Genomic DNA, 23446 nt, shown 5'->3' on the forward strand with positions numbered 1-23446 from the left:
ATTTTATTCCTCTACACTATCAATTAAAATAGTTAACATATCAATTGCTGCTTGTGCAATTTTGGTTCCAGGGCCAAAAACACCTACGGCGCCTGCATCAAATAAATATTGATAATCTTGCGCGGGAATTACACCACCCACAATGACCATAATATCTTCACGTCCATATTTTTTTAGTTCTGCAATTACTTGGGGAACTAGTGTTTTATGACCTGCCGCTAATGACGAAATCCCTAAAATATGAACATCGTTTTCAATAGCTTGCTTTGTTGCTTCTTGTGGTGTTTGAAATAAAGGGCCAATATCTACATCAAAACCTAAATCGGCATAACCAGTGGCAACTACTTTTGCACCACGATCATGACCATCTTGCCCTAATTTGGCAATCATTATTCTTGGTCTTCGTCCTTCTAACTCCGAAAATTTATCGGCAAATTCAATTGCTTTCTTAAATAACTTATCGTCTTTTATTTCCTTACTATACACGCCCGAAATTGTTTTGTGAACTGCTTTATGACGTCCGAAAACACTTTCTAAAGCGTCCGAAATCTCTCCTAAAGTGGCTCTGTTTTTAGCAGCTTTTACTGCTAAATCTAATAAATTTCCTTCGTTGGATTTAGCGCAAGCTGTTAAGTCGTTTAAAGATTTTGTAACCTTAGCGCTGTCTCTTTTTAATTTTATTTCGTTTAACCTCTCAATTTGTGATAAACGTACCGCTTCATTATCAACTTCTAAAATATGTAACGGATCTTCTTTTTTTAGTTGGTATTTATTTACCCCTACAATAACGTCTTGGCCGCTATCTATTTTTGCTTGTTTTTTAGCAGCAGCTTCCTCAATACGCATTTTCGGAATTCCTTTTTCAATGGCTTTTGTCATTCCGCCTAATTCCTCAACTTCCTTGATTAATTCCCAAGCTTTGTTGGTAATATCTTCGGTAAGTTGTTCTACGTGATAGCTTCCTGCCCAAGGATCAACCGTTTTTGTAATATGTGTTTCTTCTTGTAAGTATATTTGTGTGTTACGAGCAATTCGTGCAGAAAAGTCTGTAGGTAAAGCAATTGCTTCATCCAGCGCGTTGGTGTGTAAACTTTGTGTGCCGCCAAAAGCTGCAGCCATAGCTTCAATTGTTGTTCGCGCTACATTGTTAAAAGGATCTTGCTCTGTTAAAGACCAACCGCTTGTTTGACAGTGTGTTCGTAATGCTAACGATTTTGGGTTTTTAGGATTGAATTGTTTTACGATTTTTGCCCATAACATTCTGGCTGCTCGCATTTTGGCAATCTCTACAAAATGGTTCATGCCTATTGCCCAGAAAAAAGATAGTCTAGGTGCAAAAGTATCAATGTCCATTCCTGCTTCTAATCCTTTTTTGATGTAATCTAATCCGTCAGCTAAAGTATATGCCAATTCAATTTCAGCAGTTGCACCTGCTTCTTGCATGTGATAGCCAGAAATAGAAATTGAGTTGTATTTCGGCATAAAATCCGAAGTGTATTTAAAAATATCAGCAATGATTTTCATTGATGGAGTAGGTGGGTAGATATACGTATTACGCACCATAAACTCTTTTAAAATGTCGTTTTGAATGGTTCCTGATAATAGTTCAGGAGCAACACCTTGTTCTTCGGCGGCAACAATATAAAAGGCAAGAATCGGTAAAACTGCTCCGTTCATTGTCATTGAAACCGACATTTTATCTAACGGAATTTGGTCAAACAATATTTTCATGTCTTCAACCGAATCAATCGCTACACCTGCTTTTCCTACATCACCTTGTACACGTTCGTGATCTGAATCGTACCCGCGGTGTGTTGCTAAATCAAAAGCAACAGAAAGTCCTTTTTGACCCGCCGCTAAGTTTCTTCTGTAAAAAGCATTGCTTTCTTCAGCGGTTGAAAATCCGGCGTATTGACGAATAGTCCAAGGTCTTCGAACGTACATTGTTGAGTAAGGTCCGCGTAAATTCGGAGCAATACCAGCAACGAAATCTTCATGATGTTTGCTTTCAACTTGTGATTTTTGACTTTGGTCTAATTGTATGTTTGATACGTTTTTTCTACTCATCTTGTAAACGTTCTTGTTCTAGCTTTTCAGCCAATCTTTTTTGAATAATCGGTTGGATGAGTGTTTTTTCGTTTCTGATTTTCATAAACGGAAAAAGCTCCAAATCATTCTTCATTTTATCTTTGTCGTTCTGAATTTTATTAGTTCCTAATAAAACTAATTTACCAGTATCGAATTTTGCTTGTTCTTTTTCGGCAGCATCTTTAATTTTTCGCTGAATGATTCCTTCTTTAAGTTGTTTTAAAAACCCGCCACCTTTTTCGATAGTTTTAAATACTTCTAAAGAATTATGAGCTAACTGCTGCGTGATAGCTTCAATATAATAAGCACCGTCTGCAAAATTCTGAGCTTCTGAAAGTTCGCTTTCTTGTTGTAAAATCAATAATTGATTTCTAGAAATACGCTCGCCAAATTCATTCGAATGATGAAAAATATCATCGTAAGAAATATTACAAACCGTGTCAGCTCCACCTAAAATAGCGCTCATGCATTCTGATGTAGTACGAAGCATGTTTACATTGTAGTCGTATAAGGTTTTATTGCGTAAGCTAGGTTGTGCAAATATATGTGTTGTATTGTTTTTAATAGCGTACTCTTTTAAAAGTGATGCCCATAAGATTCTAAAAGCTCTTAGTTTTGCTATTTCAAAAAAGTAGTTACTACCTACAGAAAAATTAAAATGTATGTTGTTGGCTATTTTACTTCCGAAGTGATTTAAATATTCATTTGCGTGCGCAAGTGCGTAGGCAAGTTGTTGCGTATTATTCGCGCCAGCATTTTGATATGTTGAAACGTTAATGCAAATAGCATTAGAGACGTTATTAATGATCTTTTCGAATTCTTTGTGATCATTATTTAGGTTTGTAAACCAGTTACCTGTACTCGTTAAATTGCCAACAATATCAATATTAAAATAACAGTTGTCTGAAGCTATATAGTTTGATAATTCAATGATAAAGTTAGCATCTAAAAACTTTACTTTAAAATAAAGTACAGTGTTTTTAAGGTCTACATCTTGAAGGAGTGTTTTGTAATCGAACTTCGTTTTTGCTTTAAATTCGATAGATTTCGCACCTCTTTTTAAAGAGTCGATTGCAAAAGAATTTGCTTTTTTTTCGTCCTCTATATAAATAGACTGACAAATATTAAACCCCTTTTTAGGCGTTGCAATTGCTGTTTTTGTTTGGTCTTCTTTTGTGTAAAAGGGTTTTACTGTAATGCCCTCGTCGGTTTTCCAAAGAAGCGTATCGTTATAGTCCGCGCCTTTAAGATCTACCTGTATTTTTTGTTTCCATTCGGCAGCACTAATTTCCTTGAAGTCATTAAATAAATAAGTACTCATTATTTTTGTAGGGTATCAAATTCGATAATATAAATATCTTCATCTTCTTTCTTCATCAAATATTTTTCACGCGCATAGCGTTCTAGCTGAAGAGAATCCTGAAGTTTTTTTATAGTTTTTTTGTCTTTATCAATTTTGTTCTTGTGATAATCTATCCAAATTTCTAATTCTTCAATTTCTTCATTGAACTCTCTATGGGTAAGATAAGAATTTTCATCAAAAAAAAGCATCCAAATAACAAATACCGTTAAAATAACAACGTAAATATTTGTTGCGATTTTAAAAGATGGTTTATTTTTTATTGATTTTAAATTCATGTTACAAACGGTCGCTAATTACGGTTCTAACAATATCTATGGCTACAGTGTTGTACCTATCGTTAGGAATTATAATGTCGGCATAGTTCTTTGTAGGTTCAATAAATTGTTGGTGCATTGGTTTTAAGGTGCTTTGATATCTATTTAAAACTTCATCAATATCTCTACCTCTTTCCTTTATATCTCTTCGAACTCTTCTAATTAAACGTTCATCAGCATCTGCATGTACAAAAACTTTTATATCGCAAAGGTTTCGTAGTTCTTTGCTGTTAAAAATTAAAATACCTTCAACAATAATAACTTTTCTAGGGTGTGTTTTTATGGTGTCTTTAGTTCTGTTGTGCGCAACAAACGAATAAATAGGTTGTTCTATTATTTTGCCGCTCTTTAAATCGCTCAAATGATTTACTAATAAATCGAAGTCGATCGCCCTAGGATGGTCGAAGTTTATCTTTGTACGTTCTTCGTAGCTTAAGTTGTCGGTTTGGGCATAATATGAATCTTGTGATATAATGCATACTTCATCTTGCGGTAGCTCATTAATTATTTGATTTACTACGGTTGTTTTTCCACTTCCTGTTCCGCCAGCAATACCGATTACAAATATATTTTTCATTGAGTTTTATTAAGATGAATTATTAAAGCAAATTTAGTGAAATATGTGCATAAAAAAAGCGCTAACTTAAGTTAGCGCTTTTTATTTTTAGTGAGCCGATGAGAGGACTCGAACCTCCGACCTGCTGATTACAAATCAGCTGCTCTAGCCAGCTGAGCTACATCGGCTTGTTTGCCTTTAAAAGCGATGCAAATATATATTCTTTTTTGAATCTGACAAAAGTTTTTTTCGTTTTTTTTAACGCTTTTTTTGATGTCTTTTTTTTGCGTAAATTAACTATCTCATTAGCATTAAAATAGCTGTTGTTTAATGTAGGAAAAAAATATTTCTTTTTTTTAGAATAATATTTAAAATAGCTTTTTTAGGGTTCTTTAAAGTTTTATAAGCGTATTTTTAAAGAAGTATATGTATATTTTTTTATAAAAAATAGCTGTAAAATAAAAAAGCTCTAGATGTAACTAGAGCTTTTATCAAGAATAAATATTATTAAGAATGGTAAACTATGAAAAATACCATTCCATTTGTAGTAATAAACGAGCAAAAGCTATGTTTATTGTTGTAATAAATTTATGCAGTTAAAGGTTTACCTTTTAATCTTTTTTCAATTCGTTGTTTTACAACTGTTAATCGCTTCATAGCATCCATTAGGGCACTATCTTTTGTTTCTTTATATACTTCGTTTATTTCTAGTATTAAAGATTTTACCTCTCTTGAAGCTAATATTCTATCACTAGTAGTAATAAATTTGAATTTTCTGTGTTCAAATTCGTCTGCTTTACTAATTAATTCTGAATTCATAAAATACTTACTTATGGTTATTTATATTATCTTTTAGATTTTAGTCTGGTAATTGATTTTGCTTTACACAAAATTGTAAAATCATAAAGTAAAATGGGCGACAAATATAAATTAATCTTTTTGTTAACCTATAATAAAACAATCAAATTGTTTTATTTATTTATAATTTTTCTTTATATAGTTCATTAAAGCATGATTTTTGCTTTTTCTTCAATTATAGATTTAATCTATTGTGTTAAATGTAATAATTTTTTCTTGATAAGTCAAATTTATTAGTAGAATTTTAACAAGATAAAGCTATTTTGTTACTAATGTCATATTTTTTTTCTTGTATGAAATACTATTTATAAAGCACGAAAGTTCCTTATTTTTGCTAAAGAATACGATATGTTACTTCTGAAATAAAATTAATATTTTAGAAAATTACTGAGTATATAAATACAATTGATAAATAATACATTTTAAATTATTGAAAATAAATGAGAAAATTCACATTAATTATCCTTGTAATTATTATTCAGGCATGTAGCAGTAATGAAAAAAGAAAGGTATTGGGAGATTCAGATTTCCAAAAAGAAATGAATGCTAAGTTTAAAGATGCTTCTAAATCACCACTAACAAAAAGAGATTTAAAGAAATTTAAAGGATTAGATTTTTTTAAAATTGATGATAAATATAAGTTGGTGGCCAAATTAACAAAAACACCTGATGCGCCTAGTTTTTATTTTCCGACAACAACAGATAGGGTAGCGGTTTATGAACAGTACGGTATCGTATCTTTTTTTATTGATGGCGAAAATTTTGAGTTAGCTATTTATAAGGAAGAAAATCCTGAAGTTATATACAAGGACAATTTATTCTTACCTTTTTTAGATAATACAAACGGAAAAACATCTTATGAAGGAGGACGATTTATAGATGTTTTAATTACAGATGTAAATAGTAACGGAACGATTGGTATTGATTTTAACGAGGCTTATAATCCGTATTGTGCTTACAGTGATCGATATTCTTGCCCTATTGCTCCAAGAGATAATTATTTAAATACAGAAATAAAAGCCGGAGTTATGGCGTATAAGAAGTAAAAAAAAGCCTGCGATAAGCAGGTTTTTTTTATTTTGTAGGTGGATGTAATCCGTCTTTAATATCTTGTTCAATAGCTTCTTCTAATGAAGTTAAATAATCTTTTCTGACTTTTAATTTTGTAGCCGCATGTGCTTTTGGGTTTAAAGAAGCAAACATTTCAGCAATTTTAATAGCTGTAGGTAATAAATGAGTTTCAGGAACAATTTTGTCTAAAAATCCTGCTGTAATAGCATCTTTTGGGCTGTAGATTTCTGAATTGTTTACACTTCGTTCAAAATAAACAGGAGCTAAACGCGCTTTGGCTATTTCGATACCGGCATTGTGCATGGTCATTCCTATCATTACTTCGTTTAAGCCTATTTTAAAATCACCTTCCGTACCGAGTCTGTAATCCGAAGAAAGTAATAAAAAAGCTCCTTTGGCAACTGCATGACCTGTACAGGCTGTAATTATTGGGAAAGGAAAAGATAGCATTCTGTGAGATAGTTTAGATCCTTTGGTAACTAATTCTAAAGCAGATTCAGGCGATGCTGTCATGCTTTTTAAATCATAACCAGCAGAGAACATTCCGGGTTGACCAGTTAAAATAACGATCTTTTTCTCTTGTTCAGCTTTGTCTAATAAAGAGTATAGTGAATCTATAACTTCGTGTGATATGGCGTTTACTTTTCCGTTAGAAAGGGTGATAATTGCGTAATTATCTTTTGTTGTATATTGTACTAATTCGTTCATAATTTAAATAAATTTGATAAGGTAGATTCCGGCAAAAACAGCTAAAAAGCCTACAACAAAACTTGCGATTGTGTATAAGGCAAATGAAGTGAAGTCTCCGGATTTTAAAAATATATGATTCTCATATGCAAAGGTAGAGAATGTGGTAAATCCGCCACAAAACCCTGTTGCTAATAATAGTGTACTGTTTTGAGATAAGGCTTCGTTTTTGGCGGCTAAGCCTAAAATAAATCCGATGAGCAAGCTTCCGATAATATTTGCTGCAAAGGTTCCGTACGGAATTCCTGTTTGTGTGTTGTTTAAGGTTTTTCCTATGAAGAATCTTAAAACGCTTCCAAAGCCACCGCCAATAAAAACTAGTAAAAGTTGTTTCATGTCTTTGCTAAAATAATAAAACCTCACATAATTGCGAGGTTTTATTGTGTGAATATTATAAGATATTGTTATTTTAAAGTAACATCATCCGCATCTGTCCAATTCCATTTACCTACGATAATTCCTTTCTCGACAGTAACAATTCCTGGATTTGCTCTGATAACTGTTTTTAAAGCTGTTTCATCACAGAATCCGAATGTATATGGTAGGTTAAATTCTTTTTGTGTGGCTGCTAAGTCTTCAATATAAGAAGCTGTTAAAACATAAACTTCATAACCTTTGGCTTTAGCGTTTGCAGCAGTTTTTGAAATCGCAGCAATACCTTGTTTTTCTGTTTTTTCGAAATTATACATGATAATAAGCATTGCCTTGTCTTTTGCTAGCATAGCTTCTAGTTGATCTCCATCTTCGTCGGTTTCAATCATAAAATCATGAATTGGTGGTACTTCATCGCTATCTTCTTGATATTTCATACCTTCAGCGATATCTGTACCTATTGAATAGGCTCTAAAATCGATAATTGGTAAATGATTTAATACATAGTAGGTAATGAATAGCGAAACTAATATGGTTCCGTACGTTTTTATAGCGCCAAGTTTGTCTGAAAGTAAAGGTTTAATATGTTTTAACCCGAAGATTAAAATGACGATAAAAACCATAAATACAACATTCTTATAAAAAGTTTCTTTAGGTGTAAGCTTTAGGGCGTCACCAAAACATCCGCAGTCTGTAACTTTGTTATAAGTATAAGAATACCATGTTAAGAATAAAAAGATGATGTTAAGACTAAATATACTCCATATCGTAAGTTTTGGTTTGTAACCAACAATAAGCATTACTCCTAAAACTAATTCAGAGATAATTAAAAGAATAGCAAAAGGCAAAGTATAAGGAATTAAGAATTCCATATTTAAAACACCTTCACTAAAGTATTCTTGAAACTTGTATTGAGAGCCAATCGGATCTACTAACTTAACAAAGCCTGAATAAATGAATAAAAGCCCTACTAATACTCTTGAAATGTGTGTTAAAATTTTTAAAATCATTTTTTGGGGTTTAAGGTTAACTATCTAACTCTGAATGATGGATTAAAGCAAAAATAGCATAATTAATCATATCCTGGTAATTTGCATCGATTCCTTCAGAAACTAAGGTTTTTCCTTTGTTATCTTCAATTTGTTTTACGCGAAGTAATTTTTGAAGAATTAAATCCGTTAAAGATGAAATTCTCATATCTCGCCAAGCTTCACCGTAATCATGGTTTTTATTTTCCATTAATTCTTTGGTGATTTTTATGTGTTTATTATATAACGATGTGGCTTCAGTTGTATTTAAATCTGGTTGGTCGGCAACACCTAGTTCTAGCTGAATAAGTGCCATTATTGAATAATTAATGATCCCTATAAATTCTGGTTTTTCTCCTTCGTCTACCATACGCTTGGTATTTTCTTGTAACTGGCGGATACGTTGTGCTTTTATGAATATTTGATCCGTTAGAGATGGAAGTCTTAAGATTCTCCATGCACTACCATAATCGCTCATTTTTTTTGTAAACAAACTACTACATTCCTCTACTACTACATCATATTGTTTGGATGTGTTTTGCATCTTTTTTATTTAAAAGTAATCCATCAAAAATAGTAAATATTAAAAGCTTTTCATTTATTTTTACTTAGAAATTTATAAGGATGACAATTAATTGTAAAGGAACATTAATCGATCTTACTTCTCCGAAAGTAATGGGGATTTTAAATATCACCCCAGATTCTTTTTTTGATGGTGGAAAGTACAAAGACGAACATGCAATTCTTAGTCAAACTGAGAAAATGCTACAGGAAGGTGCAACCTTTATTGATGTTGGAGCGTATTCGTCAAGACCGGGAGCAAAGCATGTTTCTGAGGCAGAAGAACTGCAAAGAATAGTGCCGGTAATAAAATTATTGGTGAAGCATTTTCCTGATATTCTTATTTCTGTAGATTCTTTTAGAAGTGCTGTTGTAAAAGAATCAATTAATGCAGGAGCATCAATAATTAATGATATTTCTGGAGGTGTACAAGATGATAAAATGTTTGCAGCAGTGGCGAGTTTGCAGGTGCCTTATATAATGATGCACATGCAAGGAACTCCGCAGAGTATGCAGTTAAACCCTGTTTATGAAAATGTGGTAACGGATATAATTTCGTTTTTTGCAGCGCAGTTACGTAAACTCCGTGAACTAAAAGTAAACGATGTTATTATAGATGTAGGTTTTGGTTTTGGAAAAACAACAGAACATAATTACGAGTTACTGAAAAAACTTTCGTTATTTGAAAATTTAGAAGTGCCTATTTTAACAGGAGTTTCAAGAAAATCAATGCTTTACAAAACGCTTGATATTATACCTCAAGAAGCATTAAACGCAACTACGGTAGCCAATACAATTGCGCTCTTAAACGGAACAAATATCTTAAGAGTTCATGATGTAAAAGAGGCAGTTGAAGCAGTAAAAATCGTGAGGCAATTAGGATAAAATGATTACTTTTACTAAAACTTCAAAATAATTAATGAATTTAGATTTTATCGATTTTTCGTTTCTTGATGTACTTGACATTATTCTAGTAGCAATACTACTTTACTATATTTATAAGTTGTTAAAAGGAACAGTGGCTATTAATATTGTGATAGGAATTGCGTTGATATTTTTAATATGGAAAATAACACAAGCACTTCACATGGAAATGTTAAGTGGAATTCTTGGTTATTTACTTTCTGGTGGTGTTATTGCTTTACTTATTGTGTTTCAGCAAGAAATTAGAAAGTTTTTATTGATGATAGGAACCACTAATTTTTCAGCGAAACGAGGTTTTTTAAACCAATTGAAGTTTTTAAAAACTGAAATTAATTCAGAAACAGATGTTGAAACAATTTTAACAGCATGTAAAAGTATGTCTAAAACACGAACAGGTGCTTTGTTGGTTATTGAAAAAACAAACAATCTTGATTTTTTAATAAATACAGGAGATAAAATGAATGCTTTGGTAAACGAAGCTATTTTAGAAAGTATTTTTTATAAAAATAGTCCGCTACATGATGGGGCAACTGTAATTCGTGATAACTTTATTATTGCTACTCGTGTAGTTTTACCTGTTTCTGGAAGTACAAAAATACCATCTCGTTTTGGGTTAAGGCACAGAGCAGCTATTGGAGTTACAGAAAAAACAGATGCTATTTGCTTGTTAGTTTCAGAAGAAACAGGAGAGATATCTTATATAAATAATGGGGAATTTGTATTTTATAAAACACAAGAAGATTTATTTTTAAGACTTCAAAAAGATTTAACTACCTAAGTAATATTTTTTTAGATTTATTTAAAAGGATGAAAAAATATAAGGATTAAATAAAAAAAAGCTCGCAATTGCGAGCTTTTTAACTTTTATAAGAATCTAAAATTATTTAGCAGGAGCCATTTTAGATTGTATAGCACTCATTACTGAGTTAAATTTCTTTGTTCCTTCAGCATCTAAAGTAGCAACGATTTCTTTTCCTTTAGCAGCTAATTCAACACCTTTTTTAGCTAATTCAGTATTTTTTAATACATCTCCTTTAGCATCAATATAGTTTTGAGCATATTCAGCATAAGATTCTAAATACTCACCTACTTTAGGGTCTTTAAATTCAGGAATAGTTACTCCTTCAAAAGCAGTTTCTACAGCTTCAGTAGCTTCTTCAGCGGCAGCTTCAACTTCTTCAGCAGCTTCAGTAGCTTTTTCAGTTGCAGTATCTACAGCTTCAATAGTAGTTTCTTTAGCGTCTTTAGCCTCATTTTTACAAGAAGTTGCTAATAAAGCACCAGCAACACACATGGTTAAAATTACTTTTTTCATTGTTTTACGTTTTTTTAATTAATAGATTGATTAACGCAAATGTATTCTTTTAACAAATCTAAACAAACTTAAATGTTAAATAATTTCAGTGCTAAATTGCTTTTCATAAAGATTTTTATAATAACCATTATTTTTTTGAAGTAACTGATTATGATCGCCTTGCTCAACAATTATACCTTTATCCATAACAATAATAGTATCTGCTTTTTTTATAGTTGCTAATCGGTGTGCAATAACTATAGAGGTTCTACCTTTTGTAATTTCGTCGGTAGCATGTTGAATCATTTGTTCAGAATGTGTATCTACAGATGATGTAGCTTCGTCTAAAATTAAAACACTTGGTTTGCTAACATATGCACGTAAAAAAGCGATTAATTGGCGCTGTCCAGAAGAAAGCATTCCACCACGTTCTTTCACATTGTATGCATAGTTGTTGGGTAATGTCATGATAAAATCATGAATACCAATTTGTTTGGCAGCTTTCTTTACATCATCAAGAGAAATGTCGTTGTTTTTTAAAGAAATATTATTAAAAATAGTATCAGAAAATAAAAATACATCTTGTAAAACTACAGCAACTTTTTCACGCAGTGCATTAATTTCATAATCTTCAACAAGAACATCGTCAAGGTAAATAGCGCCGCTATCTATTTCGTAAAAACGGTTTATTAAATTTATAATAGTCGATTTTCCAGCTCCTGTTGCACCAACAATGGCAATAGTCTCTCCTTTTTTAACATTAAAACTAATGCCTTTTAAAACTTCTTCGTCTTTAATGTAGCTAAAACGCACGTCTTTAAAACGGATGTTTCCTTGTAGTGATTCGGTAGTAATGGTACCACTTTTTGTAATAGAGCTTTCGGTATCAATCACATTAAAAACTCTTTCTCCAGCTACAATTCCCATTTGTAGTTGGTTGAATTTATCTGCAATTTGACGAAGTGGTCTAAATAGCATTTGAGACATTTTTATAAATCCAATAATTGCACCAACAGTTACCGCATTATCCTCAACAACTTGAAGTCCGCCAAACCATACAATTAGTCCGATAGCAATAGATGATAATATTTCTGCAATTGGAAAAAATATCGAATAATACCAAACCGTTTTTACATGTGCTTTTTTATGTTTTTCGTTAATACCAACAAAATTTTGATATTCAATTTTTTCACGATTAAAGAGTTGCACAATTTTCATTCCTGTTACTCTTTCTTGAACAAAACCATTAAGGTTTGCTACCTGATTACGTACATCTTGAAAAGTAGATTTTATGGCTATCTGAAAAATCTTTGTAGCATAAATTAAAACAGGTAGTGTTGCCAATGCTATGATTGCTAACTTCCAATTGGTATAAAGCATTACAATTATAACAATGATCATTTTTAAAACATCACTGATAATCATAAAAACACCTTGCGTAAAAAAATTAGCAATTGTTTCGATGTCAGACACAACTCTGGTAACCAATTTACCTACGGATGAGTTGTTGAAATAACTCATTTTAAAAGCTACTATTTTTCTGAATGTTTTAGCCCTTATATCTCTAATAATATGTTGACCGACCCAATTGGCATTGTAAATAAAACTAAACTGAAATAATACTTGTACTAATAGCACGGCAAGCATCGCTATTGTATAATACAGTAATCTTGTTAAATCTTTATGCGCCACAAAATCATCAATAGCCGCCATTAAAATAACCGGACTCATTACAGCGAAAACAGCTAAGAGTATTGTTGATGTTGCTGCTACAATAAATCGTACACGGTAAAGTTTTGCAAAACTCATTAGTCTTACAAAAATCTTAATGTCAAATGCTTTTCCTGTTGTTTTACTCACTATATATAATTGTATTCTACTTTTGTTAAAAATAATCCTTTTGCAGGTACAGAGGTTCCTGCTTTACTTCTGTTTTTGCTTTCTATAATTTTTTTAAAATCATCAATAGTTGTTTTACCGATTCCGATATCTATTAATGTGCCTACAATTGCTCTTACCATGTTTCTTAAAAAACGGTTTGCGCTGATATGAAAAGTCAATTCGTTACCATTTAAAACCCACAAAGCGTTTGTAACATCGCAATTAAAAGTATGAACACCTGTTTTTACTTTCGAAAAACATTCGAAATCTTCATGTTCATATAAAATTGCAGCAGCCTGATTCATTAAATTAATGTTTAATTGTTGATTGTATAGTTGCCAAGCAGTGTCTAACGAAAACGGATTTCTGCCAAGCCAAATTTTATACTCATAACTTCTGCTAGTAGCATCAAAACGAACATGTGCATCATCATGCACTAATTTGGTATTGTATATTACAATATCATCGGGTAAAAGAGCATTTAACCTAAAAGCAAAGTTTTTAGCTAAAACAATATCTGTATCAAAATGAGCAAACATTTGCGATGCATGCACACCAGCATCTGTTCTACCAGCACCAGTAATAATTATGTTTTGCCTTAAAACAGTACTAATAGCATTGTTTATTTTTTCTTGTACAGAAATTGCATCAGGTTGTATTTGCCAACCATGATAGTTTTTCCCTTTATACGCTAGTTCAATAAAATACCTCAAAAAACAATGAAATTTAAAAGGGCTAAATTATGAAATATTAGACTGAGTTGTTATGGCTATTTAAAGAAATATAGTCTATTTCTTTAAAATGAAGAATAGGTAGGTTGTTAATATTTAATTTGTAAACATAGGTTAACATCAAAAATTTTAATGTGTTATATGTTTATGGCTCGTTAAAATGAGATAAATACAAGTGCTCCATTAGTGCATTAATAATAGATTCATAATTATATATTATGGATCTATTTTTTATGCACTATTTATTAGTTTTGTAGTAATGAAAAAGATACTCTTACTTTCTGATACGCATAGTTATATTGATGATCAAATATTAAAGTTTGTAAAGCAAGCAGATGAGGTTTGGCATGCAGGCGATATAGGTGATTTAAATGTTACGGATACTTTAAAAAAACACAAGCCTTTACGCGCTGTTTATGGTAATATTGATGATAATGATGCGAGAGCAGAATTCCCTTTAGATAGTAAATTTACTGTTGAAGGTATTACTGTTTGGATTACGCATATAGGTGGATATCCAAATGCATATAAACCGAGAGTAAGAGAAGCGCTAAAAGTTGATACACCCAAAATATTTATCAGTGGACATTCGCATATTTTAAAAGTACAATACGACCAAAAATTTAATTTACTACACTTAAATCCCGGCGCTGCAGGAAAACACGGTTTTCATAAAATAAGAACAATGCTGCGTTTTGAGTTGCATGCTGGTGAAATTACAAATATGGAAGTTATAGAGTTAGCTCACCGATGAAAATTGAAATGGTTTTTGTTGCTGGATAGGGATGATTATAGAAACTTTAGTTCCTTTGTTATCTTCTGAATTAATAGTGAATTTACCGTTCATCATTTCAATTCTAGCTTCTATTTGGTTTAATCCGATGCCATTATTTTTAAAAGAAGAAGATGAGGTTGAAAATCCAACCCCATCATCGTTAACAAGAACAGTTAGTTGATTCTTCTCTTGTTTTATAATTATTTGAGCATAATTAGCTTTACTATGTTTTAGAATATTATTAGCAAGCTCTTGAATAATATTAAACACTTTTATTTCAAATTCTTGATTATACCTATTGATGTTTAGGGCGCTAACTTTAAATTTTAATTCGCTGTTAGAGAATTTCTTAGCAACATCTTTTAAAGCATACTCTAGCCCGAATTTTAGTAATATAGAAGATACAAGGTTGTGTGATAAATCTCTTACTTTTTGCGAAGCCTCTAATATTATAGCTTGTGTTTTTTCTATCTCTAAAGGAGTAACTCCTTTAAATTGTTTTTTTGTGGCGCTTAAATGCATGTTTGCAGACGATAGTAATGCGCTAACGTTATCATGTAACGTTTCCGCTATTTGTTTTCGTTCAGATTCTTTACCGTCTATTGTGGCATTTAATATTTTTGTTTGAGCATCTGATTTTATTTTTTCGATACTCTGCTGTTGTTTTAAGCTGTTTTCAGATAGTTTTAATTGCAAGTTGTCTTTACGTAACTTATAGTTATAAACCAATCCACCAGAAATAACAATCACCAATAAACTTAAGGCACCAAAGAGTAAGGTGGTTTTGTCGTCTTTAGCTTTTATTAATTCAGTTTGGTTTTTAACTAAATTATTTTTTTCTTTTTCAAGATCAATTATTTGTTTAGAATGAATTTTTTCAATCATTTTTCTAACTTCACTATCTCTAAGGTTGTCTTTTAAGTCATATGCTTTTTCTTGATACTCGTATGCTTTGTAGTCTTTAAGTAAGTACAGAGTCCAAGCTAAATTATAAAAAAGCTCTTCTTTAAATTTTGTAGCATTAATAGAGTTTGTTTGGTTCACTAACTCTAATCCCTGAAAATAAATTTTTTTTGCTTCTTCATAGTTCTCTTCAATTAAATAGATGCTAGCCAGGTTGTTAAGAGCAGAAGCTTGAAAAGGTTTATTATTTGTGTTTTCATGAATTTTAATAGCTTTTTTTAAATTTTTTTTAGCCTCTTCAAGTTTTTTTGAGTTAATTAAAATAACAGATAAATTAACATAAGCTTTTGCTTTAATCGATTCAATATTTTGATTTAATGTGTTAATAGTTATTATTTCACGATAATATTTTTCAGCATTTGCGTTATTTTTAAGGTATGAGTAGCTACTCCCAATACCTAATAGGGTATTTACATATTTTTCATCATTACTTGTAAAATTGTAGTCAGCATTTTTCTTATCATTAATTAAGCGTAAACAGTCTTTATAATAATTAATAGCTTTTTTATAATTCTTTGTTTTTACAAAGATATCTGCAACTAAAAAAGTAGATAAAAATTGAATTTCTATATCGTTTTTGTCTTTTCCGATTTGTATTAATTGCAATGACCTTTCAAGCGCCTTAGTATATTCTTGTTGCTTGTATAGTAACCTGTATAAATTGTATTTTTTATATAATAAAGAGTCTTTTATTCTTAGAACCTCTTTTTCACTAGAAAAAGAATTTACTTTACTTTTTCTAGTGAATGAGTAACTTATTATTGAGAAAAATAATATAGATGCTATAATAATATTTTTAAATAAGGTGAATTTCATTTATAGGAAGTCAGTACCTTGTATAGATAATCTTGGTTTTTTCTTGCTCGTAGGTTCTTCAGATCTCCCTTCATATTTATGATTAACAAAATCTAATTTAATTAAATTAGTTGTATTCATCTCTAATTGTCTTGAGAACTCCTGTTGTTTTGCTTTTCCGGTAGCTAAATGTACTTCGTAAGTTTCTATTTCTTCATTATAAACGAATTCTGTAGTAACGTTATTATTAACTGTAAAGTTAAGTGTAAATGTGCCATCTTCATTCTTAGCAATACTATATGAACTTAAAAATTCGGTAACACTACCTTTATGAAACTTAATATCTTCATCTTCAATAGATATTTGCATACGTTTCCCTTTGTTAGCATCTAAAAAACCTATTTTTAATTGGTCTTCCTCAATATTAAAGTCATTGCTGTGTTTAATAGCTGTCTTGTGGTTTGCTTCAGATAAGATGATGTCATTAGAATTGTCAGTATTTTTAACGGTAGTTACATCTGTGTTTTCTGCAGTGTTGAAGTCTATAGAATAAGCACCGTTAGCATCTCTTTTTAACGTGTATGATTGTAATAAATTTTCAGGATTTGTATCTATAACTTCGTCTTGGTTAGATGAACATGAAGCAAATATTAGACTAAATACTAATAAAAAAGGAGTAAAATTTTTCATGATTTTCAGTTTTAAATTATTTTAAAAGATTAAAAAAATAGCGATGCAATTAAAATATGTGAATTCCAATTGGCATTTAATTTTAGGGGTAAAAGAGAACAAGATAAAAGGTTTTCTATTTTATGCTACTACTAACACTTACATCGCTATAAATTATTATTACTATTATATTTTTTTATTTAGTAGTTATTAGCGATGTACTATTGATAAAGTATAGATTTCGGGGGACATTTTCTTTATTACGGGGGATAAAAGAAAACATTTTGAAGGGTTTCTATACTATATCGTTTCTTACAGCGTACATCGCTAAACCTACTACGTTTTTTACTTTTAATTTTTTATATAAACTTCTACGGTATGTTTCAACAGTTTTAATACTAACCAATAGATGCTCTGCTATTTCAGTAGAGTTTTTTTCTTCAGCTATTAGCTTTAAAACTTCAACTTCTCTTTCTGTTAAGTTACCATACCTTAATCCTTCTTCTTTTATCTTAGCTTCTGTTACATATAGCTCTAATAAGCTACTTTTTACGTCGTCACTAAAATATTGTTCACCATTGTAAACACTTCTTACAGCATTAATAATATGGTCACTAGCACAGGTTTTGTCTATAAAGCCGTTTGCTCCTAATCTTATTATTTCTTGCACTAGTTTTGGGTCGCTTAAACTAGATAGTATCACTGTTTTAATTTTTTTCTACGCTGTTTAAAGGCTTTTAAAACTTCAATACCATCCATTTCTGGCATGTTAATATCTAAAACTAACACATCAGCTTTGTTTTTAGCAGACCAGTCTACTACTTGTTTTCCTGTTAAAGAGTATCCTTCTATTTCAAAGTCCTCCTCAGTATTTAATAAGGCGATAACTCCATCTATTAAGATTTTGTGGTCATCGGCTATGTGAACTTTAATCTTCTGATTCATCGTTGTTACGTTTACAAATCTATAATATAAAAATAGTGTGTACAATACCCAATAACCCTATTTGTCATCTAAGGGTTAACCCTAACGAAATAGGGTTAACCCTATTTTTGTTAACATTTCTTTAACATTTGGAGTGTGATTTGAGTGATATCGATACGTGACAAAAATAGAAAACCGAGATATAAATCTCGGTTTTTTCGCACTAAATATACTAAGATGTTAGGTTTATCGTAATCTATCGACAGATTTTACAAGATCTTCATCCTTCTTAATGGCTTTATTTGCTAAAACTAACAGCAAAATAACAATGACAGGAAAAAACATCCCAATACCTTTCTCAGAAACTAAAGCTTCTCCAGATAATGTTTGTGACAGATATATCAATATGCCTAATAAAAAAAGGTTTATCAATATGTTTAAACGCCCTAAAACAAATTGCAACTGACGGTTTTTAAATAAAAACAAGGTTACAAATGATAATAAAGCTGAAGCAAAAAATAATATAGGAGTTGTTTTTTCTAAAACAGAAACTCCTGAAAATAGATCGACTATATATATAGGTAGGTTAGTTTGAGAATTAGTCCAAAGACTAAAGATAAACGTTAAACCTGCAGAAATAATTCCTGCAATTAATAAATAGATAGATTGTTTTCTTTGTATCATATTTTTTATTCGATAGCAAATGTAATATTTCTTTTTAGAAAAAGAAATATTACAAGTTAAAATATTTGTATATATTTGTCACGTAAGTAACTGCACACGTCGATAATTATGTAGCCCCTATATAATTACAATCAAATTAAAACTTAAATACAACTATATCTTTTTTTCATAAAGGATTATACATAACTTAATTATTTTACGAATGTTCGAGATTTCGGAATTAAAAACTAAAAAACTAATAGATTTACAAACAATAGCAAAAACTATAGGTTTAACAAAAGTAAGTCAGTTAAAAAAATTAGATTTAGTTTATAAAATTTTAGATGCACAAGCTGAAACTAGTGCAAATGAAGCTAAACCTGTAGAGGAAAAGCCTAAAAGAAGAAGAATAGAAAAATCTGAAGAAACCCAAAAACAGCCAAAAGAAAAAGTTGTTAAAAAGGTAGCTGTTAAAGCGGAAAAAAAGAAACTCCAGTTGTTAATAAGGTTGAAGCGGTTAAAGATAAAGTCTCAGAAGAAAAAGAAGTTGTTGAGGTTAAAAAGCCAGCTCCAAGACCAAGGCCAAGACCAAGAGCAGAGGTAGAAGCAAAGAAAAAAGCTTTAAGTTCAGAGCAGCAAGCAGAACCTAAAAAACAAACAGAGACAAAAAAACAAGCTACACCGACACCAAGGCCAAGAGCACAGGTAGAGGCAAGCAAGAAGTCGCAACATAAAAATCAGAATGCTAAAAAATCACATAACAAAAGTGGTAATAAGTATAGAGATCCTGATTTTGAGTTTGACGGTATTATAGAAAGTGAAGGTGTGTTAGAGATGATGCCAGATGGTTATGGATTCTTACGCTCGTCAGATTATAACTACTTATCATCACCTGATGATATTTATGTTTCGCAATCACAAATAAAATTATTCGGATTAAAAACCGGAGATACTGTTTTAGGTAATGTACGTCCACCAAAAGAAGGTGAAAAGTATTTTCCTTTAATTAGAGTATCAAAAATAAATGGATTAAACCCTAATATCGTTCGTGATCGTGTATCTTTTGAACACTTAACGCCGTTGTTTTCTGAAGAGAAATTCAACTTAGCAGAAAGAGGAAGTTCATTATCTACAAGAATTATCGATATATTCTCTCCAATAGGTAAAGGGCAGCGTGGTATGATTGTATCACAGCCAAAAACTGGTAAAACAATGTTATTAAAGGATGTTGCCAATGCAATTGCAGCAAATCACCCTGAAGTATATCAAATTGTTTTATTAATTGATGAAAGACCAGAAGAGGTTACAGACATGAAACGTAATGTGCGTGGAGAAGTAGTTGCATCTACTTTTGATGAACCTGCAGATAAGCATGTTCGTGTTGCAAATATCGTTTTAGAAAAAGCAAAACGTTTGGTAGAATGTGGACACGATGTGGTAATTTTATTAGATTCAATTACGCGTTTAGCAAGAGCTTATAATACTGTTGCACCTGCTTCAGGTAAAATATTATCTGGTGGTATAGATGCTAATGCATTGCACAAACCAAAGCGCTTCTTTGGTGCGGCTCGTAATATTGAAAACGGTGGTTCGTTAACGATTATTGCTACAGCACTTACCGAAACTGGTTCGAAAATGGATGAGGTTATCTTTGAGGAATTTAAAGGTACTGGTAACATGGAATTACAGTTAGATCGTAATATTTCTAATCGTAGAATTTATCCGGCTATTGATTTAATTAAATCAAGTACGCGTCGTGATGATTTATTATTAGATGAGAAAACTGTTCAGCGTATGTGGGTGTTGCGTAAATATTTAGCAGATATGAATCCTGTTGAAGCAATGACATTTATTAATGATAAAATTAGAGTTTCTAAAAATAATGAAGAGTTTTTAATTTCTATGAACGGATAGTTCACTGAAATATAATTTATAAAAAATCCCGCTGCAAAGCGGGATTTTTTTATTTAGGAACAATAATTTGATGTAAAGGAATATCAAATTTATGAGTATCTTCTATTTTTTGTATTGGAGGGAAAAAATTAAGACCAATCGTTTTGGTATCTTTTCTGCAAGCGACTAGAAATCGATCATAAAATCCTTTTCCGTAGCCAACTCGGTAGTTTTGTTTATCAGAAATTAGCATGGGCACAAATACTAAGTCGATTTTTGTTACCTTAACTTCTTCTGCATTTATAGGTTCTGGAACTCCAAATTTATTTACAGCAATTTTGGTGTCTTCTTTTAGATAAAAATGAGAAAGTGAATCGTCAGTAAAATTACATTGACTCACAATAATTTTTTTATCCTTTTTCCTGAAGAAATCAATAATTGGTTGTGTATCTATTTCATTGAACTTCCGTATCGATAAAAACAAGTGAACATTATTGATATCGTTAAAATCTATATCGAATATTTGTTGATATATGTTTTCTTGAAACTTTGTTTTTTCAACCTCAGTTAAGTTTTTTCTCTTCTGTTTGTATAATTTTCTAAGATCTGATTTTAGCATTTTCACATCGCTTTTAATTCTTCTTGCAGTTTTCTTGTTAAACCTTTTACAATTAAATCATAAGAATGATCTATTAATTGAAAAGCAAAATCGTCAGAAACATCGTTATTTAAAGTAACAGTATTCCAATGTTTTTTATTCATGTGCCAACCAGGGTTTATACTTTCATATTCACCTCGAAGTTCTAAAGATTTATCAGGGTCGCACTTTAAATTTACCTTAGTTTCTCCTTTTTCCCAACTATCCAACCCAGTTAAAGCAAACATTTTATTCATTACTTTAAAAACGAGTGTAACCTCATCAAAAGGAAAATGTTCTGTAACCCCTTTTTTAGTAATACAATAATCTCTTAGCTGTTCTATATGCATTATTTTGATATTTTTTTAGTAGATTCAGGTATTTCTAACGTAGAGAAATCTAGCTTCCATCCAATTGTTTCTACAAGGTTTTGCATTAAAGAGATAGCCTCTAAAGCTTCTTTGTTTGCAGTTTGCATTAAGTTGCTTTCTGGTATTTTTTGTAAAATATGCTCTTTAGCTTCTTTGTTTACTGTTGTTAAATCATCTGAACTAAACTTGTTTAATAATCCGTTTTGAATGTCGTAAAAACGCAGGTTAGGTTCAACCGAAAAAACTTCTGGCTCCGGAAATTCTGATAAGATTAATATTTTTTTCTTGGTATCGGTATGCATTTTAATTTTTCTAAAATCAAAACCAATATGCACTTTCGCATTAATTAAAATAATAGCTTTTTTCTTACTAGTAAACAAACCTAAAAACTTTTCTTTAGAGTTTTCATGATGATAAATTTCAGCGAATTCTCCTTCGATAGTGATTAACTTAGATACCTTTTTAATTTTATCAAGTAAGATAACAGATTGCTTCTCAGTTAAACTTTTTTTAGTTACTGATGAAAATTTTTGAAAAATAAAATAAGCGCCAATTGCTCCACCTATTAAGCCTAAAAAAAGTAATTCCATAAATACGAATTTACGTAAAATATGGTAGAGAATAAAAAGGCTTAAGAAAAATCTTAAGCCTTTTATTGAGGGAATAGCAACGTTTTTTTAGATTAATAGATACCTATATAAAATGAATCTGCTCCATTATCAAGTTCGGCACCTTTTGTATAGCCATCAGGTGAAGTACTTTTAGGATCGAAACTATATATGTTCCCTTTTTCACCAAGAGGAGCAATAGCCATATGAAATTTACCATCTTTACCTAAAACACCAGATTGATAATACCACATCCATAAGTTGCTAGGTACATTTAGTTTTACAGCAGTATTGTTATATAAATCAATTCTTGTAACTCCCCAAGGTGTTGTTTTATCGCTACCACTTCCTATCGAAGCATCATAATAGGGTGCATAAGCAATACCGTTACCAACATAATACCATCCGTTAGCACCAACTTGTGTCATTCCTAATGCAGTAGATAAGTCTAATTGATATGTGTCATCATAGTTTCCGTTTTTAATACGAACTAATTTTGCAGGGTTAGAAGTTAAATGATAAATATCTCCTTTTTCATCTACATGATATACAGGAGCTCTGTAGCCATAAGTAGATCCTTTAGCAACTTCAGATTCTAGTAATATAGGGTTTTTTAAAGAAGGATAATCTACAACTAATGTAGTAGCTTTGTATTCATCTGTTCTAATATTTTCATCAGTATTTGGATCATAACCTCTTTTGGCTACACCGTAATAAGCTTTTCCGTTTTGAATTGTTGGATTGTCAATTCTCCAAATATGTAAACCATCTGCTGTTTGTGGTATTGCTACCTCTTCTTTTTCAGCTAAAGATAAATCTGCAAGTTCAATTCTCTGTAAAATTGCTTTCGCGTCTGTATGTGTGTATACGTCATCTTTATATATTTTTTCGGTATTAATAGCATGTACTAGTGCATCATCTTCGTTAAGAACTTTCCATCGAGGGTAAGCGGTTCCCATTGCTACTTGAACACTTGTTTCTTCTAGCTGAGTGTAATTTGAAGCTCCGTTTATTTCATATTTATAAAGTATACCACCACCATAACTAAGGTTGTATAAAAATTTACCAGAAGGAGTACCGTAAATTCTTGCCGTACGTACCGATGGAACCTCAAAACCTTTACCTTTAAAAGAAATAGAGCCTTCTTTTAATTCAGGAAAAGCCTGAACGAAAGTAGCAGAGTTACCCGTAGATCCTACTCCAAAAGCTACGTTGTAAAATTCTTGAGTACCTGTAGGTGTTTTATCTTCGATAGTATCATTTGATTCGCAACTTATAAACAAGGTACTTGCAAAGGCAGTTGTTAATAGCAATGATTTGCTTATTGATATTAAATTTGTTTTCATAATTGTAATTTATA

At 31.2% G+C, this 23446-nt stretch carries 25 protein-coding genes, 1 tRNA gene and 1 pseudogene; 5 read left to right on the forward strand and 22 right to left on the reverse strand.

Annotation, left to right across the window (positions count from 1 at the left end; all coding sequences use genetic code 11):
* Positions 1–3: 3 nt before the first annotated feature.
* The 6 genes from scpA to RRF68_RS11895 all read right to left on the reverse strand — a co-directional run bounded on the left by scpA (position 4) and on the right by RRF68_RS11895 (position 5140).
* Positions 4–2067, reverse strand: a complete 2064-nt coding sequence (scpA, locus tag RRF68_RS11870; protein ID WP_218773212.1) for a methylmalonyl-CoA mutase — start codon at positions 2065–2067, stop codon at positions 4–6.
* On the reverse strand, positions 2060–3409 hold the full coding sequence (locus RRF68_RS11875) for a methylmalonyl-CoA mutase subunit beta (protein ID WP_315944481.1): 1350 nt from the start codon (positions 3407–3409) through the stop codon (positions 2060–2062). The genes scpA and RRF68_RS11875 overlap by 8 nt, the downstream gene beginning before the upstream one ends.
* Complete coding sequence (locus RRF68_RS11880; protein ID WP_275314938.1) at positions 3409–3726, reverse strand: septum formation initiator family protein; 318 nt, start codon at positions 3724–3726, stop codon at positions 3409–3411. Before RRF68_RS11880 ends, RRF68_RS11875 begins: the two co-directional genes overlap by 1 nt.
* Before the next feature lies 1 nt (position 3727).
* A complete protein-coding gene (gene udk / locus RRF68_RS11885; protein WP_218773473.1) occupies positions 3728–4333 on the reverse strand; it encodes a uridine kinase in 606 nt (201 codons plus the stop codon).
* Between the two features lie 102 nt (positions 4334–4435).
* Positions 4436–4509: transfer RNA gene (locus RRF68_RS11890), tRNA-Thr, on the reverse strand.
* 400 nt (positions 4510–4909) lie between these two features.
* The gene (locus RRF68_RS11895) at positions 4910–5140 is read right to left on the reverse strand and encodes a hypothetical protein (protein ID WP_058884388.1); all 231 of its coding nucleotides are present in this window, start codon (positions 5138–5140) and stop codon (positions 4910–4912) included.
* 479 nt (positions 5141–5619) lie between these two features.
* Here RRF68_RS11895 and RRF68_RS11900 point away from each other — a divergent pair, with 479 nt between their 5' ends.
* Positions 5620–6225 (forward strand): DUF1684 domain-containing protein, encoded by a 606-nt coding sequence (locus RRF68_RS11900; protein ID WP_275314936.1) that lies wholly within the window; start codon positions 5620–5622, stop codon positions 6223–6225.
* A gap of 28 nt (positions 6226–6253) precedes the next feature.
* Here RRF68_RS11900 and RRF68_RS11905 read toward each other — a convergent pair whose 3' ends face one another.
* The 4 genes from RRF68_RS11905 to RRF68_RS11920 form a co-directional block, all read right to left on the reverse strand.
* Complete coding sequence (locus RRF68_RS11905; RefSeq protein WP_218773208.1) at positions 6254–6958, reverse strand: crotonase/enoyl-CoA hydratase family protein; 705 nt, start codon at positions 6956–6958, stop codon at positions 6254–6256.
* 3 nt (positions 6959–6961) lie between these two features.
* Positions 6962–7333 carry a fluoride efflux transporter CrcB gene (gene crcB, locus RRF68_RS11910; RefSeq protein ID WP_218773207.1) on the reverse strand — a complete coding sequence of 124 codons (372 nt, stop codon included), beginning with the start codon at positions 7331–7333 and terminating at the stop codon, positions 6962–6964.
* 68 nt (positions 7334–7401) lie between these two features.
* Positions 7402–8379: a DoxX family protein gene (locus tag RRF68_RS11915; protein WP_218773206.1), complete on the reverse strand. Its 978-nt coding sequence runs from the start codon at positions 8377–8379 to the stop codon at positions 7402–7404.
* 16 nt (positions 8380–8395) lie between these two features.
* Complete coding sequence (locus RRF68_RS11920) at positions 8396–8941, reverse strand: DUF1599 domain-containing protein (RefSeq protein ID WP_218773205.1); 546 nt, start codon at positions 8939–8941, stop codon at positions 8396–8398.
* An 80-nt stretch (positions 8942–9021) separates the two neighbouring features.
* Here RRF68_RS11920 and folP point away from each other — a divergent pair, with 80 nt between their 5' ends.
* Both folP and cdaA read left to right on the forward strand, forming a co-directional pair.
* Complete coding sequence (folP, locus tag RRF68_RS11925; RefSeq protein WP_315944482.1) at positions 9022–9843, forward strand: dihydropteroate synthase; 822 nt, start codon at positions 9022–9024, stop codon at positions 9841–9843.
* A 34-nt stretch (positions 9844–9877) separates the two neighbouring features.
* Positions 9878–10660 carry a diadenylate cyclase CdaA gene (gene cdaA, locus RRF68_RS11930; RefSeq protein ID WP_218773203.1) on the forward strand — a complete coding sequence of 261 codons (783 nt, stop codon included), beginning with the start codon at positions 9878–9880 and terminating at the stop codon, positions 10658–10660.
* Positions 10661–10762: 102 nt separating this feature from the next.
* Here the strand turns inward: cdaA and RRF68_RS11935 are convergent, their stop codons facing one another.
* The 3 genes from RRF68_RS11935 to truA all read right to left on the reverse strand — a co-directional run bounded on the left by RRF68_RS11935 (position 10763) and on the right by truA (position 13770).
* Positions 10763–11197 carry a hypothetical protein gene (locus RRF68_RS11935; RefSeq protein ID WP_218773202.1) on the reverse strand — a complete coding sequence of 145 codons (435 nt, stop codon included), beginning with the start codon at positions 11195–11197 and terminating at the stop codon, positions 10763–10765.
* Positions 11198–11272: 75 nt separating this feature from the next.
* Positions 11273–13036: an ABC transporter ATP-binding protein gene (locus RRF68_RS11940; RefSeq protein ID WP_315944483.1), complete on the reverse strand. Its 1764-nt coding sequence runs from the start codon at positions 13034–13036 to the stop codon at positions 11273–11275.
* Positions 13036–13770 (reverse strand): tRNA pseudouridine(38-40) synthase TruA, encoded by a 735-nt coding sequence (gene truA, locus RRF68_RS11945; protein WP_218773200.1) that lies wholly within the window; start codon positions 13768–13770, stop codon positions 13036–13038. The genes RRF68_RS11940 and truA overlap by 1 nt, the downstream gene beginning before the upstream one ends.
* 277 nt (positions 13771–14047) lie before the next feature.
* Between truA and RRF68_RS11950 the strand changes: the two genes are divergently transcribed.
* Entirely contained in the window at positions 14048–14542 is a 495-nt protein-coding gene (locus RRF68_RS11950) for a metallophosphoesterase family protein (RefSeq protein WP_275314931.1), read from the forward strand.
* Here RRF68_RS11950 and RRF68_RS11955 read toward each other — a convergent pair.
* From RRF68_RS11955 to RRF68_RS11975, 5 genes are all read right to left on the reverse strand, one after another.
* Positions 14528–16132: a tetratricopeptide repeat protein gene (locus RRF68_RS11955; protein WP_315944484.1), complete on the reverse strand. Its 1605-nt coding sequence runs from the start codon at positions 16130–16132 to the stop codon at positions 14528–14530. The genes RRF68_RS11950 and RRF68_RS11955 overlap by 15 nt on opposite strands.
* A gap of 210 nt (positions 16133–16342) precedes the next feature.
* Complete coding sequence (locus tag RRF68_RS11960) at positions 16343–17011, reverse strand: hypothetical protein (protein ID WP_315944485.1); 669 nt, start codon at positions 17009–17011, stop codon at positions 16343–16345.
* A 274-nt stretch (positions 17012–17285) separates the two neighbouring features.
* Entirely contained in the window at positions 17286–17693 is a 408-nt protein-coding gene (locus RRF68_RS11965; RefSeq protein ID WP_315944486.1) for a response regulator transcription factor, read from the reverse strand.
* On the reverse strand, positions 17690–17935 hold the full coding sequence (locus RRF68_RS11970; RefSeq protein ID WP_315944487.1) for a response regulator transcription factor: 246 nt from the start codon (positions 17933–17935) through the stop codon (positions 17690–17692). Before RRF68_RS11970 ends, RRF68_RS11965 begins: the two co-directional genes overlap by 4 nt.
* A 225-nt stretch (positions 17936–18160) precedes the next feature.
* Positions 18161–18598: a DUF4293 domain-containing protein gene (locus tag RRF68_RS11975; RefSeq protein WP_275314928.1), complete on the reverse strand. Its 438-nt coding sequence runs from the start codon at positions 18596–18598 to the stop codon at positions 18161–18163.
* 202 nt (positions 18599–18800) lie between these two features.
* On the opposite strand from RRF68_RS11975, the pseudogene rho reads away from it, so the two are divergent.
* Positions 18801–20491 (forward strand): annotated as a pseudogene (gene rho, locus RRF68_RS11980) (transcription termination factor Rho).
* Between the two features lie 49 nt (positions 20492–20540).
* On the opposite strand, the gene RRF68_RS11985 reads toward rho, so the two are convergent.
* The 4 genes from RRF68_RS11985 to RRF68_RS12000 all read right to left on the reverse strand — a co-directional run bounded on the left by RRF68_RS11985 (position 20541) and on the right by RRF68_RS12000 (position 23432).
* Positions 20541–21089, reverse strand: coding sequence for a 5-formyltetrahydrofolate cyclo-ligase (locus RRF68_RS11985; protein ID WP_315944488.1), 549 nt, complete (start codon positions 21087–21089; stop codon positions 20541–20543).
* 2 nt (positions 21090–21091) lie between these two features.
* Positions 21092–21457: an MmcQ/YjbR family DNA-binding protein gene (locus RRF68_RS11990; RefSeq protein ID WP_218773192.1), complete on the reverse strand. Its 366-nt coding sequence runs from the start codon at positions 21455–21457 to the stop codon at positions 21092–21094.
* A complete protein-coding gene (locus RRF68_RS11995; protein ID WP_218773191.1) occupies positions 21457–22068 on the reverse strand; it encodes a DUF4230 domain-containing protein in 612 nt (203 codons plus the stop codon). The genes RRF68_RS11990 and RRF68_RS11995 overlap by 1 nt, the downstream gene beginning before the upstream one ends.
* A gap of 92 nt (positions 22069–22160) precedes the next feature.
* The gene (locus tag RRF68_RS12000; protein WP_315944489.1) at positions 22161–23432 is read right to left on the reverse strand and encodes a hypothetical protein; all 1272 of its coding nucleotides are present in this window, start codon (positions 23430–23432) and stop codon (positions 22161–22163) included.
* Positions 23433–23446: the final 14 nt, after the last annotated feature.

The sequence above is a fragment of the Tenacibaculum sp. HL-MS23 genome (assembly GCF_032463465.1).
Classification (GTDB): domain Bacteria; phylum Bacteroidota; class Bacteroidia; order Flavobacteriales; family Flavobacteriaceae; genus Polaribacter; species Polaribacter bernardetii.